The sequence below is a fragment of the Edaphocola flava genome, from assembly GCF_004118155.1.
Lineage (GTDB): Bacteria > Bacteroidota > Bacteroidia > Chitinophagales > Chitinophagaceae > Edaphocola > Edaphocola flava.
In genome coordinates this window covers 159,337-175,536 of the sequence record NZ_SAIQ01000005.1, presented here as the reverse complement: position 1 = coordinate 175,536, position 16,200 = coordinate 159,337, and the positions used below count along the sequence as shown (strand labels likewise).

14 protein-coding genes are annotated in these 16,200 nt (G+C 43.4%); 5 read left to right on the top strand and 9 right to left on the bottom strand.

Translation table 11 applies throughout. From position 1 onward, the window contains the following. Positions 1-126: 126 nt before the first annotated feature. Positions 127-2,049, top strand: a complete 1,923-nt coding sequence (locus EMP01_RS14555) for a DUF4139 domain-containing protein (RefSeq protein ID WP_129022288.1) — start codon at positions 127-129, stop codon at positions 2,047-2,049. Between the two features lie 143 nt (positions 2,050-2,192). Here the strand turns inward: EMP01_RS14555 and EMP01_RS14550 are convergent, their stop codons facing one another. From EMP01_RS14550 to EMP01_RS14510, 9 genes are all read right to left on the bottom strand, one after another. Then, entirely contained in the window at positions 2,193-2,822 is a 630-nt protein-coding gene (locus tag EMP01_RS14550) for a globin family protein (protein WP_129022287.1), read from the bottom strand. 46 nt (positions 2,823-2,868) lie between these two features. Beyond that, positions 2,869-3,309, bottom strand: coding sequence for a hypothetical protein (locus EMP01_RS14545; protein WP_129022286.1), 441 nt, complete (start codon positions 3,307-3,309; stop codon positions 2,869-2,871). 80 nt (positions 3,310-3,389) lie between these two features. After that, positions 3,390-3,866, bottom strand: a complete 477-nt coding sequence (locus EMP01_RS14540) for a hypothetical protein (protein ID WP_129022285.1) — start codon at positions 3,864-3,866, stop codon at positions 3,390-3,392. Positions 3,867-3,950: 84 nt separating this feature from the next. Then, positions 3,951-4,898: a YeiH family protein gene (locus tag EMP01_RS14535; protein ID WP_129022284.1), complete on the bottom strand. Its 948-nt coding sequence runs from the start codon at positions 4,896-4,898 to the stop codon at positions 3,951-3,953. 189 nt (positions 4,899-5,087) lie between these two features. Further along, on the bottom strand, positions 5,088-6,254 hold the full coding sequence (mqnE, locus tag EMP01_RS14530) for an aminofutalosine synthase MqnE (RefSeq protein ID WP_129022283.1): 1,167 nt from the start codon (positions 6,252-6,254) through the stop codon (positions 5,088-5,090). A gap of 41 nt (positions 6,255-6,295) precedes the next feature. Next, the gene (gene alaS / locus EMP01_RS14525) at positions 6,296-8,911 is read right to left on the bottom strand and encodes an alanine--tRNA ligase (protein ID WP_129022282.1); all 2,616 of its coding nucleotides are present in this window, start codon (positions 8,909-8,911) and stop codon (positions 6,296-6,298) included. A gap of 165 nt (positions 8,912-9,076) precedes the next feature. After that, complete coding sequence (locus EMP01_RS14520) at positions 9,077-10,678, bottom strand: DUF349 domain-containing protein (protein WP_129022281.1); 1,602 nt, start codon at positions 10,676-10,678, stop codon at positions 9,077-9,079. 180 nt (positions 10,679-10,858) lie between these two features. Then, entirely contained in the window at positions 10,859-12,646 is a 1,788-nt protein-coding gene (gene argS, locus EMP01_RS14515; protein ID WP_129022280.1) for an arginine--tRNA ligase, read from the bottom strand. Positions 12,647-12,746: 100 nt separating this feature from the next. Continuing rightward, entirely contained in the window at positions 12,747-13,988 is a 1,242-nt protein-coding gene (locus EMP01_RS14510; protein ID WP_129022279.1) for an exo-beta-N-acetylmuramidase NamZ family protein, read from the bottom strand. Between the two features lie 125 nt (positions 13,989-14,113). Here EMP01_RS14510 and EMP01_RS14505 point away from each other — a divergent pair, with 125 nt between their 5' ends. The 4 genes from EMP01_RS14505 (at position 14,114) to EMP01_RS14490 (ending at position 16,187) form a co-directional block, all read left to right on the top strand. Further along, a complete protein-coding gene (locus EMP01_RS14505; protein ID WP_129022278.1) occupies positions 14,114-14,530 on the top strand; it encodes a SufE family protein in 417 nt (138 codons plus the stop codon). Between the two features lie 3 nt (positions 14,531-14,533). After that, positions 14,534-14,839 (top strand): iron-sulfur cluster assembly protein, encoded by a 306-nt coding sequence (locus EMP01_RS14500; RefSeq protein ID WP_129022277.1) that lies wholly within the window; start codon positions 14,534-14,536, stop codon positions 14,837-14,839. 21 nt (positions 14,840-14,860) lie between these two features. After that, on the top strand, positions 14,861-15,532 hold the full coding sequence (locus tag EMP01_RS14495; protein ID WP_129022276.1) for a DUF1345 domain-containing protein: 672 nt from the start codon (positions 14,861-14,863) through the stop codon (positions 15,530-15,532). 331 nt (positions 15,533-15,863) lie between these two features. Next, complete coding sequence (locus EMP01_RS14490) at positions 15,864-16,187, top strand: hypothetical protein (protein ID WP_129022275.1); 324 nt, start codon at positions 15,864-15,866, stop codon at positions 16,185-16,187. Positions 16,188-16,200 lie beyond the last annotated feature (13 nt).

Genomic DNA, 16,200 nt, shown 5'->3' with positions numbered 1-16,200 from the left:
GCAGCTACTCACAAAGTAGCTGCTTTTTTTTCACCCTTTCCAACCTTTTGCCTTTCTGCTGCATCCTTACTTTGTATCAACAACCCGTTCCGGCGGAATCATTCATTAATACTTAGAAGAATACTTATGAGCAGGAAATTATCACTAATCTGTGGCATGCTGATCAGCTGCAGCTATACCATACAGGCACAGGACATCCAAAACGCAGACGCTGTACTGAACAGTGTAACGGTATATAAAGTAGGCGCGGAACTGAAGCATTCAGCGAAGGTAAATCTGCCTCAGGGCAATACGGAACTGATCATTAATAATGTGGCCTCCAATATTGACGAAAGCAGTATCCAGATCAATGCCCCGTCCAATATTACCATCATGTCGGTAATGGTTACCCGTAACTATAAACCAGAGCAGCAAAAAGACCTGAATAGTCCGGAATACAAGCAAAAAGAAGCTTTATTAAGAACGGCAGAAGCAGCATTGCAGAAAACAATTAATAAACGTCAGGCTATTGAGAGAACCTTATCCTTACTGGCAAAGAACGAAGTAGCCAAAGGAGATCAGAGCAATGTAAATGTTGCAGAGCTCAGCAAGCTGACCGATTTTTATCTGAATAAACAGATTGAACTGAATGACCAGATATCGGTACTCAAAGGGCAGGAGGCCGAACAGGTAACGCTGGTACAAGAGTACAGGACACAGCTGGGCAATATGAATGGACAGGAAAGCAATACCGGCGGGCAGCTGGTACTGCAGGTCATGTCTACGGCTCCGGTCCTGAGTGGCAATATCAACATCAGTTACATCAGCCGCAATGCAGGCTGGACAGCAGCTTACGATCTGAAAGCGGATAAAGTAAGCGATCCATTGCGCATTGTGTACAAGGCAAATGTCGCGCAACAGACAGGTCTGGACTGGAAGAAAGTCAAACTGATCTTATCTACCGGTAACCCTACTGTGGGTAGTAACGCTCCTATTCTTACGGCATGGCTGCTCCGCTATGGACAAGCATATCAGCCGGTACACAATGAGGTTGCAGCCAATACCATACAGTCTTATAAGTATCAGAGTAATGCCAGCATGACCAATATATCTGCCGATCAGTTATCGAAAAGGCCGGTGACGAGTGTTGCTGAAATGCTGGACGGTGCCGCACCTGGTGTACTGGTTACTTCGGGAGGCGGGCAACCGGGTGCTAATGCTGATATTATGATTCGCGGGCAGGGTAGCTTGAGTGCCAGCGCTCCTCCACTTATCGTACTTGACGGGGCTCCATATTCCGGTGCCTTAAATACTATTGACCCGCAAGATATTGCCGACATTGTTGTACTAAAAGACGCTACTTCTAAAGCAGTATATGGTGCCCGTGCAGCCAATGGCGTTATACTCATCACGACCAAAGCGAACAAGGGTGTAAGCGACCATACAGAAGTTGAAGAGAAAGAGCTGGATGCCACATTTGATATAGATATACCCTACTCTATTGCCTCGAACAATAAACCACACAGTGTTTCTCTGAAAGAACTGAACATCCCGGCCAGCTATAAATATTATGCTGTACCGAAACTGGATCCGGATGCATTCCTGCTGGCGGAGGTTAATGGTTATGAAAAATTAAACCTGATTCCTGGTGAAGCGAATATCGTTTTTGAGAATACTTATGTGGGCAAAACATTCCTGAATCCGTATAACACACAGGATACGCTGAACCTGAGCATGGGCCGTGACAAACGCATCACGATTAAAAGAGAGAAAGTAACTGATCTGTCGGCCAGTAAAGTTTTAGGCAGCAACAAGAAGCAAAGCTTCACTTACGAACTGACCATTAAAAACAGCAAAAAAGAGGCTATAGACCTCATGTTAAAGGATCAATATCCGATCAGCACAGATAACAATATGGAGATTGAACTACTTTCTTCTGATAATGCTGCCATCAATAAAGAAACAGGTATACTGACCTGGAAACTAAATATCAAACCGGGAGAAACAAGAAAGGTGCGCTTTACCTACTCTGTAAAGTATCCCAAAGAGCAGTATATAGGAAATCTCTAAGGCATAAAGGCGTATACAAAAATCTGGGTCGGACAATTGTCCGACCCAGATTTGCTTCATAATACTTCTTATGTGTTTGCAGTCTTAATTCAAAAATTGTGACTGATTTTTTTATTTTCAGTTAAGGTATTGGATAAATGATATTAGTTGACAATATCTGCTTTTACAGAATACAGCAACGTACCTAACTGACCTATAACACTATTGGGCACATTCAGGGAAGCAGCAGCTGAGGCTACATCTCCGACAAATATATCGAAGTCTGCTGATGTAGATTTCATGGCAGAAGCGCTACCAAAGCGACTGTATGTGGCAAAATTATGTGCATCTCTCATGCTTTTGCCTTTGTACACACCGGTCTGCGTGCTTACCGCCTGTTGTACAAAATCAGTAAAGCTTTGTAACAGGTTATTATAACCGGTCATATTACCAGCACCTACTTCTGCCAGTAAAGTCGGGAAGTACTCTGCCAGTGCAGTATCTCCGGCTATTACCATGAGTGATTTACCCACAACTGTTCTGATTGCCAGGCGACCAGCCTGTATTTTCTGGCCGGGATTATCCGGGTCATCAATCATCTTGGTGCCATTACCCGCAACCGGCCCGGTTGCACCTTGAATAAACCATCCTAAAGTATCATAAAGGGCAGTTGTCGCTAACGGTGTAGGGTCAGGAGTCGTGTCTTTCTTACAGGAGCTGCCGGAAATAGTCCACAGTCCGATTCCGAATACGGCTAAAAAAATGAAGATGGTTTTGTTTAGCTTTTTGTTCATGTCGATTTGTTTTAAAAGATGAGGAAACTGTTTAGAAAAAATGTAATTAGTTCACAATAGCCGAAATTGTTCTCGTTAATCGTCCGTAAAAAGAATTATTATTCATAGCCGGACAGCCCTTTGCCGCATCAGCTGCAGAAACGGTGTATTTTAAGGCATTAATATTCCTCGCGACGATCTGGGACTGATAGATATTTTCAGCATTCTGCACTTTATTATTATAGGCGTAAACCAGAATTTGTGTAGCCGGATTGTAGTAAGTAGATTGGACTCCGTCTAATGATTTTATGGATTGCTCCACTTTAGTCATTACAGAAGGATCAGTATTTTGAGGGAAGTCGATACGTGCCAGTTGGGTATGCTCAGAGGCCAAAGGTTTCTTGCCTTTAACCATAACCGCAATATGTACGATCAGCGTGGCAAACAGCAGAAAGCCCAGGCTGAATACGCTTATTGCAGTGTATTTGATTCCTTTTTTGATGGTCATAATACTTCGTTTTAGAGGGTGAATAAGCAAGCTGATGAAAAGCTATTTATGATACATACGAGGTAAATATGACAATGGTTTTACAATTCTCTATTTTTTTTGACAGAATTATTACACCACTCTGAAAAAGAACCGAAACAGATAGCATAAGAAGATATCTCTGAGGCTAAAGAAATCACTTCTGAAAGTGAAAAATACCGTTCTGAAGCCGGAGAAATTGACGCTGACACGAAAGAAATTAATTCTGAAAGCAAAAAATACCGTTCTGAAGCCAGAGAAATTGACGCTGACACAAAAGAAATCAACTCTGAAAGTGAAGAATACGGTTCTGATGCCGGAGAAATTGAGGCTGACATAAAAGAAATCAACTCTGAAAGCAAAAAATACCGTTCTGAAGCCAAAGAAATTGACGCTGACACAAAAGAAATCAACTCTGAAAGTGAAGAATACGGTTCTGATGCCAGAGAAATTAACGCTGATACGAAAGAAACGAGCCCTGAAAATTCGGTTGCTGAGGTTTCCGAAGCACCAATCCAAATGGCTATCGCAGTGAACACAAGAAAGCGATCTGTACAATACAGATCGCTCCAAATGGCCTTATAAATCCGGCGTTACAAAAATCATTGGCTTGCCTTTAACGGCTATACGATACTCATCACAGCCCAGAGGGCAGCCAGGGAGATAACGATCCAGAGCACCACTCCTTGTATAAATGGACGGACACCGACTGACCTGATCATAGGCAGAGACAGACCCGCACCAATAAGGAATAAGGTCAGCGTTAAACCGGCTTTGGCAATCTTTACAACGTATGGCGCAATAGTACCCAATACAGGAAGATAAGTATTCAGGATCATAGCCAGGATAAACAGGCCAATAAACCATGGAATTTTAATTTTGTTGGAACCGTTTTTAAAGACAATGGCCGTACCCAGTGACAGTGGAATGATCCATAATGCACGGGCCAGTTTCACTGTAGTGGCGACTTCCAGTGCATGCGGACCGTATTTGCTGGCAGCACCCACAACGGAACTGGTATCATGTATGGCAATTGCTGACCATATCCCAAACTGTGTTTCGGAAAGATGTAAAGCATGGCCAATCACCGGGAATATAAACAGGGCAATGGAATTGAGGATAAAAACAATGCCTAATGCAACCGACATTTGTTTAGAATCGGCATTGATCACGGGGCCTACTGCTGCAATGGCGCTGCCTCCGCATATTGCAGTACCGGAAGCAATCAGGTGCGATGTTTTGCGCTCTATTTTCAGCAGTTTACCGATAAAATACCCCAGCACTAAGGTACCCAAAATAGACGCTATGGTAAAGAGTATGCCTTCTTTACCCGCATTAATCGCACTGTGCAGATTCATTCCAAATCCTAGTCCGACCACGGAGATCTGGAGTAATTTTTTGGTGGCTTTGCCATTATGCTGCAGGTAAGGATGCCCGATTGTATTGGCAACAATTAGTCCGAGTAATAATGCTACAGGTGCGGAAATAAAAGGTGTAAGGCATAGCAGGGCTAATAAAATGAAGATAACCTTGCGGATACCCGATTGCGGGGAAACGGATGCTGTTGTCATGAATGATATAACGAATCGCAATAAAAGTATTCAAATTTGACAGTAAGCCATAGTGATCTGGCTTATTTATTTAAACATTAATTGTAGTATGATGTAGTTCATTAAGCAGTGTTGCAAGTGCGGAGTATTATAAAGAATGAGGCCGGGTAATATACCCGGCCTCATTCTTTATAAATATGTATTGTTTGCTTATTGTACCGCAGCTTCTGCACTGCCATATACTTCCAGTTCGTTGTATACTGAATCGCGCTCTACAGGTGTTTTTCCTACAGAAGTGATCAGGGTACATAACTCTTCGGTAGTCATTGCAGGGTTTTGCTCTTCACTGCCTGCCATTGAATAGATCTTGGTTGTATCATCTATCGTACCATCCAGGTCATTTACACCATAGTCTAAGGTCAGCTGCGCGCTTTCGCGGCCCAGCATCGGCCAGTAGGCTTTTACATTGGCAAAATTATCCAGGAATATACGGGCAATTGCATACATCTTCAGATCTTCTACCAGGCTCACTTCCGGCACATGAGACATATCGTTATCTCCGTTACGGAATTTCAATGGAATGAAGCAGTTAAAACCACCGATCGCATCCTGAGAATTACGCAGGCGTTCCATATGATCTATACGATGTGCATAGTTTTCAATGTGGCCATACAGCATAGTTGCATTGGTAGGCATACCAATCTGGTGTGCTGTTTCATGTATTTCCATCCAGCCATCGCCATCAACTTTATCCGGACAGATCTTATCACGGATCTCCTGTGCAAAGATCTCCGCACCACCACCAGGCAGCGATTGCAGACCCGCTTTGTTCATACGCTCCAGACCTTCTCTCGTAGTCAGTTTAGCCTTGCGGAACATATAATCCAGCTCTACAGCGGTAAATCCTTTAAGGTGCAGATCAGGACGATGTGCATGGATTTTCTCCAGCAATTCGCAGAAGAACTCCAGGTTCATCTTAGGATGTACCCCGCCTACAATATGTACTTCTGTTACTGGTTGTCCGTCATATTTTTTCACCATGTCCAGCATTCCCTCAATACCTAGTTCCCAACCGTTATCACGGTTTTTATATGTACGGGAATAAGAGCAGAAATCACAGGTAAAAATGCAGACATTGGTCGGTTCGATATGAAAGTTCTTGTTGAAATAAACTTTCTTACCATGTCTTTTCAGGTTCACATAATTGGCCAGGGCTCCTACGAAATTCAACTCTGCATGTTCAAACAAATAAATCCCTTCTTCAGCCGTTATGCGCTTACCTTCTTTTACTTTCTGTGCTACTGTAGTAAGCACCGCGTCATGAGCAACCTGTTCCAGTACGATATCCGGAAACACAACGCTTAATTCTTCTGACATACACTATTATTTTAAAAAGGGATGCAAGCATCCCTTGTCTGTTACAATATATTTTTGATTGCTTCAATTACAGCTGGCAGTTGAGTGATATCCTGACCTCCGGCAGTTGCCAGACCTTTCTGTCCGCCGCCACCGCCTTTGATTAATGGTGCCACATACTGTTTGATCAGTTTGCCGGCATCCCATCCCTTCTCATTCAGCAGACCATCTTCAATAGCAATGGCTACAGATGGTTTACCACCGATATTAGCGGTCAGTACCACCAGATAGTTTTGCAGGTGCAGCTTCATGTCCAAGGCTACCTTTTTCAAGGCTTCACCATTAGATACATCAACATGCTGCCCAAGGAACTGTACGCCATTGATGGTTTCTGCCTGTACAGACAAAGTCTTAGACAGGGCAGATAATTCTTTATTTTCAAAAGCCTCAACCCTTTTTTCCAGGGCGGCTTTATCTTCCAGTAATTTTTCGATAGACTTGATCGGATCTTTACTTTTCAGTAATTCAGCAACCGATTTAGCCTGATCTACTTTATCGGCCAGGTAACGGAAAGCCGCACCACCGGTCAGTGCTTCGATACGGCGTACACCCGCAGCCACAGCTGATTCTGCAGTAATGATAAAGCTACCGATCATACCGGTTGCCCCTACGTGCGTACCACCACAAAGCTCTACAGAGAATTCAGGATCGATGGTTACTACACGTACCAGGTCTCCGTATTTCTCTCCGAATAATGCCATTGCACCCAGCGCGATCGCATCATCCTTAGGCATTTCCTTGATCACCACCGGAATATTTTCACGGATCTTCTGGTTTACGATACTCATCACCGATTTCAGTTCCTCATCGGTTACTTTGGCAAAGTGAGATATATCGAAACGCAGGGTTTCTTCATTTACCAGGGAGCCTTTCTGATTCACATGGTTACCCAGTACTTCTTTCAATGCAGCATGCAGCAGGTGAGTAGCCGTGTGGTTGTACATCGTGTGCAGGCGCTTTTCAAAATCTACTTTAGCCGTAACAGGACCGGTAATAGTCGCCGGTAATACATCCGTAAAATGAATGATCAGGTCGTTCTCTTTTTTGGTATCACTTACCTCTATCGTTTCGTTACCGAAGGTTAATACCCCTCTGTCTCCTACCTGACCACCACTCTCTGCATAGAAAGGAGTACTTTTCAGTACGATCTGGTATTGCTCTTTATTTTTTGCTTTTACTTTTCTGTATTTAACTACTTCTGTTTCGATATTCAGGTCATCATAACCTACGAAAGACGTTTTTTCTGCCTCATTCACCACAGTCCAGTCTTCTGCATCGATAGCAGTAGCTTTGCGGGAACGGTCTTTCTGCTCTTTCATTTCTGCATCAAAGCCCGGCTCATCTACATTCATCGCATTTTCAGAAGCGATCAGGCGGGTAAGGTCAATCGGGAAACCGTATGTATCATACAGTTCAAATGCTTCTTTACCACCAATCACTTTGCTGTTCTGCTCTTTGGTAATGATATCATCGATCTTTCTCAGACCTTTCTCCAGCGTACGCAGGAAGGCTTCTTCCTCTTCTTTGATTACACGGGTTACAAATTCTTCCTGTTGCTTCAGCTCCGGGAATACCTGCTCAAACTGGGTCGCGATTACCGGTACCAACTGGAATAACAGCGGTGCTTTATAATCCAGGTAAGAGTAGTAGTATCTTACTGCACGACGCAGAATGCGGCGGATCACATATCCCGCACCGGTATTGGATGGCAGCTGACCATCGGCAACGGTAAAGGAGATGGTACGGATATGGTCGCTCAGCACACGGAAGGCAATAGCTTCTTTGCTGTCGCTGAAATCATATTTTTTACGGGAGATGTTTTCAATCGCGGCAATAGTACCGGTGAATACATCTGTATCGTAGTTACTTTGTTTTTGCTGCAGTACGCGTACCAGGCGCTCAAAGCCCATACCGGTATCTACATGCTGCGCCGGCAATTTCTGCAGGCTGCCGTCTTTCAGGCGGCTGAACTCCATGAATACATTATTCCAGATTTCTATTACCTGAGGATGATCAGCATTTACCAGGCTGGCGCCATCTACCTGCTTGCGCTCCTCCTCTGTACGGCAATCCACATGGATCTCCGAACAAGGGCCACAAGGACCGGTATCACCCATTTCCCAGAAGTTATCTTTTTTATTTCCTTTCAGGATACGATCTTCTGCAATCCATTTTTTCCACTCATCATAAGCTTCCTGATCGAAAGGCAGCCCTTCTTTTTCATCCCCTTCAAACACGGTTACATACAGGCGGTCTTTGTCCAGCTTGTATACATCAGTCAGTAATTCCCAGCTCCAGGCAATGGCATCTTTCTTAAAATAGTCACCAAAGCTCCAGTTACCCAGCATTTCAAACATGGTGTGGTGGTAGGTATCTACACCCACTTCTTCCAGGTCATTATGCTTACCGCTTACACGCAGACATTTCTGAGTATCGGCAATACGCTTATGCGGTGCTGGCTTATTGCCCAGGAAATAATCCTTGAACGGTGCCATACCGGAATTGATAAACATCAGCGTAGGATCATTCTTTACCACGATCGGTGCAGAAGGAACTATTGTATGTTGTTTGGATTTAAAGAAATCCAGGAACTGTTGACGTATTTCAGAAGAGGTCATTTGTGTTTTAATGATAGTTTTGAAAATTGAGGCAAAATTACGTGTTTTTTTGGTCTGTACTATAGATTTATGTTATATCTGAAGGCCATAAAGCAGATATTTTTAAAGGGGTCCGGTGATGCTTACAGCATCACCGGACCCCTTTAAAAAATTATATAAAAAGTGCTATTGTTCGTTTTCCTGCAGCTTCTGCTCCAGTTCTTCGATCTGCAGTTTTACTTCATCTATTTTATGCTTTCTGGCAGGGATGCGTTTTTCGATCTGTCCTACCAGGTTGCGCAGGTTCTGTTTGATCTCTACATCCTTGGCATCTTCTTCTGTATTCTGGGAAAGGATATCATTGAATTCCGCCAGTTTAGACTCTTCCTCTCTCAGTTCCTCTTCGATTGTAGCCAGGAACTGACGACTTTGCTGCAGTCGGTTTTGTATCTGCTGCACGAATCGGTTTTTACGTACTTCACGATCATCATCCTTGCGTTTGAAGAAGAATTGTCTGGCCGCAATAAATTGCTCCCACAAAGAATCTCCGTACTCTCTTGGTATCGGACCGATGGTCTTCCAGGTGCTCATCAGCTCATTGATTTCTGCTGTTACATCACGCCAGTTGTTAGACTGCTTGATGGTCTCAATGCGTTCTACAAGTGCTTTCTTCTGAGCATAATTATCTTCCAGTCCTACTTTGAATTCTTCTGTATGTTGCCGTTTTGCGTTAAAGAACTGGTCTTTTGCAGCCTGCATACGATCCCAGATTTCATCAGCCTTTTCGTAAGGCACTTTACCGATCGATTTCCACTCGTCTAGTATGGCGGCATATTTGGCCGATGTTTCTTTCCAGTCTGTGCTCTCTCTCAGGGCTTCTGCCTGTTCTACCAGTCTCAGTTTGGCAGCATAATTCGCTTCCTGTTCATGGTGGATCTGCTCCTGGTGGCCGGATTTACGGTCGAAGAAGGCATTTTTAGCGTTCAGAAAACGATTCCATAATTCCTCGTTTTTCTCAACGGTAGCTACTCTCCCGATGGTTTTCCAGCGTTCCATCAGTTGCTTATATACCTCAGAAGTCTGCTTCCAGTCTTCGGATAAGCTTAGTGCTTCGGCCTGCTCACAGATCTCCAGTTTCAGGTCCAGGTTTTGCATCATCTCCCGCTCCAGGTCTTCCTGGTGTGCACGCTTGCGCTCATAGAAGTGATTTCTGGCCTGTTCGATCTGATCCCAGAAGCCGTCATTAATTTCTTTATCTATATACGGTGCATGCTTCCAGTCTTCAATGATCTGCCGGAATGCTTCTGTGGTTGTTTTCCACTCTGTCGATTCCTTCAGCTCTTGTGCTTTATTCACCAGCAATTGCCGTATGGTTTCATTATTTTTTAATTGCTGTGCAATCTCTGCCTCCCTGCTCTCCAGGAACTGAAACAGTGGTGTATAATTCCCGATTGCATTAGCATTCATCAGGTAGCTTTTTAGTCGCTGCACTTTCCCCTGCAGTTTGACCACTTCTTCCTGTTGTTCGAATTCTTTCTTCAGCTCCTCCGCCCTGTTCAGCACTTCTTTGAATTTTTCCGATAAGGCATGCACAACGGTCTGGATATTATCATCATTGACACTAGCCAATACGCGCTCGGGAAAGTGTGCAGAGGCCATTAATATCAGATTTCCATTGTCATCCAGTTTGCAAAAATCTTTACCGTCACATTCTATTCGGTCCCAGATGGTTTCATTAACGTTAGGTGCATCCGTTTGTGGTACTTCGTGGTTCGTAGTATTTTCCATCGTTATAAGAAATAAGATTCACTATAAAAATATTCTATACAATGATACAATAAAAATTACAATATATCAAAAATATTAAAATTTATAGAAAAGATAAATATTACGTAGCATTAAGTACAAAAAGCAGATAGGGCAACCATTAGCTGCCCTATCTGCTTTTAATAATTATGTGTCAGGATATTACATTTTCTCCGGTACATTGATCCCCAGAAGGCTCAGTGCATGCTTGAGTGTATCTGCAGTGAAAGCGGCCATACGCATACGCATTTGCTTCTGTGCTTCGGTATCGGCCTTAGCGATGCTGCACTTGTCATAGAACGTATTGAACAATTGTGCCAGCTTAAAGCTGTAGTTACATAAGGCCCCAGGATTAAAGGCTCTTGCCGATTCCTGCAACACTGCTGCATACTGCTCCAGGTGGATCAATAAGGCGCGCTCTTCGCTCTGCAGGCTATCGATGCTGAAATTCAGGTCCTGTCCTGTATACTCCCCTTTTCTTAATACGGAGCGGATACGCGCATGAGCATATTGGATAAAGGTTGCGGTGAATCCGTGCAGGTCAATAGACTCTTCCGGATTGAAGATCATTTTCTTTTTAGGTTCTACACGCAGCAGGTAGAATTTCAGTGCACCAAGCCCAATCATTTCATACAGGCTTACCAGCTCTTCGGCATCAAACCCATCTGTCTTACCGGAAGCCTCTGTCTGCTCCTGTGCGAGGCGTACCATTTCAGCAACCAGGTCATCGGCATCCACTACGGTACCTTCACGACTTTTCATTTTACCGGTTGGCAACTCAACCATACCGTAGCTGAGGTGGTAAATACCATCTGCTGCCGGCAGGCCCAGTTTCTGGCAGATCAGCTTCAGTACCTTAAAGTGGTAATTCTGCTCATCTCCTACTACATATATACTCTCATCAATTCCGTATTCTTTTTGTTTCTCTACTGCCAGACCAATGTCCTGGGTGATATAAACGGAGGTACCGTCTTTTCTTCTCACCAGTTTTTCGTCCAAACCGTCTGCAGTAAGATCGATCCATACACTGCCATCCTCTTTCTGATAGAAAACACCTTTGTCCAGGCCTTCTTCTACCAGGTCCTTGCCCAGCAGATAGGTATTGCTTTCATAATATACCTTATCGAAGGTGCTGCCAATAGCCTTGTAAGTAGTATCGAATCCTTCATACACCCAACCGTTCATTTTCTTCCACAATTCGATCACCTCCGGCTTCCCCGCTTCCCAGTCTACCAGCATTTGCTGTGTAGCTTTCATGATCGGTGCTTCCTGCTCGGCTTGCTTTTCTTCCATACCACCGGCCATCAGTTCTTTGATCTGGCGCTTATGCTCATCATTAAATTTCACATAGAAATCACCTACAAAATGATCGCCCTTTACACCTGCCTGCTCGGGAGTACTGTTTTCTCCGAACAATTGCCATGCGATCATACTTTTACAGATATGCACACCACGATCATTTACCACGCAGGTTTTAACCACATCTTCGCCTGCTGCTTCCAGCATATTGGCTACGGCTATACCCAGGAAGTTATTTCTCAGGTGACCCAGATGCAATGGTTTATTGGTGTTGGGAGAAGAGTACTCCACCATAACTTTTTTCTGCGCTGCGGCCTGTGCTTTCAGGGCATCGGTCAGTACATAAGACTTAAGAAATCCCGCCCAGTAAGCATCTGCAATGCTCAGGTTCAGAAATCCGGATACGGTTTCGTGTGCGGTAAACAGCTCATGATGCTCTACCAGGTAAGCGCCTACAGCATTGCCCAAAGCCACCGGATTTTGTCGGAGTGCTTTTACAAACGGGAATAATACAACGGTGTAGTCACCTTTGAATTCGGGTTTGGTTTCATTCACCAAAACATCTTTTTCCTGAATGTTTGCTTCGGGAAACAAGGACTGTAATGCCCCTGTTGCCAATACTTTCACCTGTTCTGCCAGAGATTTCATCATAAATTGTTTTACCATTAGATTGGCTGCAAAGGTACAGTAAAAAAGCCTATCAGCATATATAGGCTGACAGGCTTGAATATTAATAAAACATTATACGATCCTATGATTCGTACAACAGATATTTTGCTCTGATCGAACGGAATTTATCCAGGTCGGCCTGCCAGGATTTCCTGATGGCTTCTTCGGACATTCCTTTTTTGATCTGCTCCTGCAACTGGTCTGTACCGGCCAGCTTGCTGAAGAAGTTATTGCTGTTGAAGAAATTCGCTTTATCGGGGTAGTTCTGATATGCTTTTAACAACCATTTCAGCTGAAAGCCGCTCTCAGTAAGGCGATAAGCACTATTGGCATCTGAAGCCAGCAGTTCTCCATAGCAGGTTTGTCCTTTTAATGGCGGATTACTGGCACCCTCTACACTCTTCGGCACAAAGCTATAGGTGTAATTTTTCAATGCAGGATGGCCATATTGCTGAAAAGGTGCATCTGTACCACGCCCTACACTTACCTGCGTTCCTTCAAACAAACACAAGGAAGGATACAGATAAATGGCGGCCATATTTTTCAGATTGGGAGATGGGGCTACCGGCAGGCGGTACAGGGTTTTATGGGTATAATTAGCACATGGAATTACAGTCAGGCGTACGTTTTTAGCCTTCACCCAACCTTCTCCAATGAGCATTTTTGCATATTCTCCCGGGGTCATACCATAAATTATCGGAATGGATTGCATGCCTACAAATGAGCGAAATTTAGATTGTAATACAGGTCCGTCTACAATATTACCCAATGGATTAGGCCGGTCCAGGACAATCACTTCTTTTTGCTGCTCGCCACAGGCTTCCAGCAGGTATTCGAGGGAAGAGATGTATGTATAAAAACGTACGCCTACATCCTGCAGATCATAAATAACTACATCAATATCTTTGAGCTGCTCTGGTTTTGGTTTTTTATTGTCGCCGTACAGGGAGATAACCGTCAGGCCGGTGCGGGTATCGACACCGCTTTTGACATGTGCTCCGGCATCGGCATTGCCCCGGAAACCATGCTCCGGAGAGAAGATGGTAACGACTTTTACACCCTGGCGCAACAGTGCATCCGGCAATAGTTCTGCACCCACCGCTGAGGTCTGATTGACCAACACAGCTACACGCTTACCTTTGAGCAAGGGCAGGTATGCACTGAACCGCTCTGCACCTGTTTGTACCACCAGGGCTGGTCTGCCACCGGGGCTATTAACACCCGAAGCATTATCACCTTTATATTCGTATTGCGGTTTTTGTGCTTTACAGGCCATCGGTGCAATACTCATGAGGGCCGCGGCAAATATCAATATCTTCTTCATCGTACCGGATTTGACGCTAAATTAAGGGAAATGTAAAAACATTGATCCTGAATATGGCCCTACAACATAAATTTATCAGTACTGAGCGCTTTTTTGACCTAATTTTGCATTCTGAAATTACCAATATGACCATTAACGAGAAACAAGACGCCATCATAGAAGAGTTTGCTTTTTATGATGACTGGATGGAAAAATATGAGCATATCATTGAGCTGGGCAAGGAATTGCCTCTGATCGATGAGCAGTATAAAACAGAAAATCATCTGATTAAAGGCTGTCAGTCTAAGGTATGGCTGCATGCTGATTTCTCAGATGGTAAAATAAATTTTACAGCCGATAGTGATGCGATCATCACCAAAGGTCTGGTAGGTATGATGATTGAGGTACTGAGTGGTCATAGCCCTAAGGAAATTGCGGAAACAGATATTTACTTTATTGACAAAATAGGTCTGAAAAGCCACTTGTCGCCTACCCGCTCGAACGGATTACTGTCTATGTTGAAACAAATGAAATTATATGCAGTAGCACTGTATAACAAATAAGATATGGGAACGCTGAAAGATAAAATTATAGAGGTATTGCATACGGTACATGATCCCGAGATCCCGGTTAATATTTTTGAACTGGGGCTGGTGTACGATATCAGTATTAATGAAAATAATGGGGTACAGATCACAATGACCCTGACGGCGCCTGCCTGTCCTGTTGCCGGTGATATTATATTTGAAGTGCAGCAGAAAGTGGAAGCCATTGAAGAGGTGAAAGATGTACATGTACAGCTTACCTTCGATCCGCCATGGACTAAAGATATGATGAGCGAAGAGGCAAAACTAGAACTGGGATTTTTGTAATTTAGCCGAAACAACCGGCTAATGTCCCTGATCCAACCTTTCAACCGCATACATATAGCTCCTAAGCTGGCCTTAGGCATAGTACTGGGTGGCCTCATTACTGCATTGTTCTGGCAGACCAGTAAAGCCTGGGTATTTAATATTCTCGTGGGTTGGGATGTATTCTGCCTGAGCAGTATTGTTCTTTTCTGGATTACATTTTTCTCTATCGATAGTAAACAGATCCGACAGGAGGTACAGGTTTTAAACACCAACACTCCAGTTATTTTTATGCTGGCAGTGGCGCTGATACTGGCTTCGCTGGCTATTATACTCCTTCTTTTTACACAAAAAACGATCACCAATCCGGAGCAGGATACCCGGAATATCATTATTGGTTTCGGCGGGTTATTGCTGTCCTGGACGCTGTTTCATACCCTATTTACTATTCACTATGCTCATGCTTATTACCAGCCGGTATCGGAAAAAGACAAGCATATACAGAAAGGGCTTCAGTTCCCGGAAGAGGAGCATCCAGACTATCTGGACTTTGCGTATTTTTCTTTTGTCAACGGTATGACTTTCCAGGTATCTGATGTTTCTGTAACAGATAAAAAAATGAGGATACTGGTATTGTTTCACTGCCTGCTGGCATTCGGGTTCAACACCTTTATCGTTGCACTTTCGATCAACCTTATTGCGGGATTGATGTAATCTTGCTATTTAAAGAATTATAAAAAGGCGCTGCAATATTCTTGCAGCGCCTTTTTATAATATCCATAATTGATTATTTTCTTCTGTTACTCATTTTTTAATATATTTTTTTACAAATATGTGGGTAAAATTGTTTTTATGTTGAAAATTATCTTCATTTTTACTTTGTATTACATGTGTTGCAACAATGTAGTATAGCTAACAATTTACTTAGAACACTCGGGGCACTTTAGCAAATAAGCGCAAGAAAGAATATACCGGTTGGAATTTGAAAAAATTTTTAAGTCTGCTGTTGGTGAACATTTATTACCTATAAAAAATTATAACTACAATGAAAAAATTGATTTTATTATGTCTTTCCGTTTTAGGAACGACAAGTTTTGCAGGTGCCTGGATGAGTTACACTCCTCAAAGTTGGGACAAAGGTTCAGGTAACACTAAAATTGTGACTTGTCATAATACCAGTTCTGATCCCTGTATGGCTGCAAATGGAGATAGTCCTAAAGAAGGACAGACGGTTGCTATTTTTGGCGAACATGGAATAGTTGGTTGGGGCACCATCATTAAATGTCTTGCAAACCCTGAACCGTCTAAGGAAGGGAATCCGCCAACAGGACAACCTACCGTACTAGAAGTTGCCTTAAATGCTGAATAATATCATTCGGATC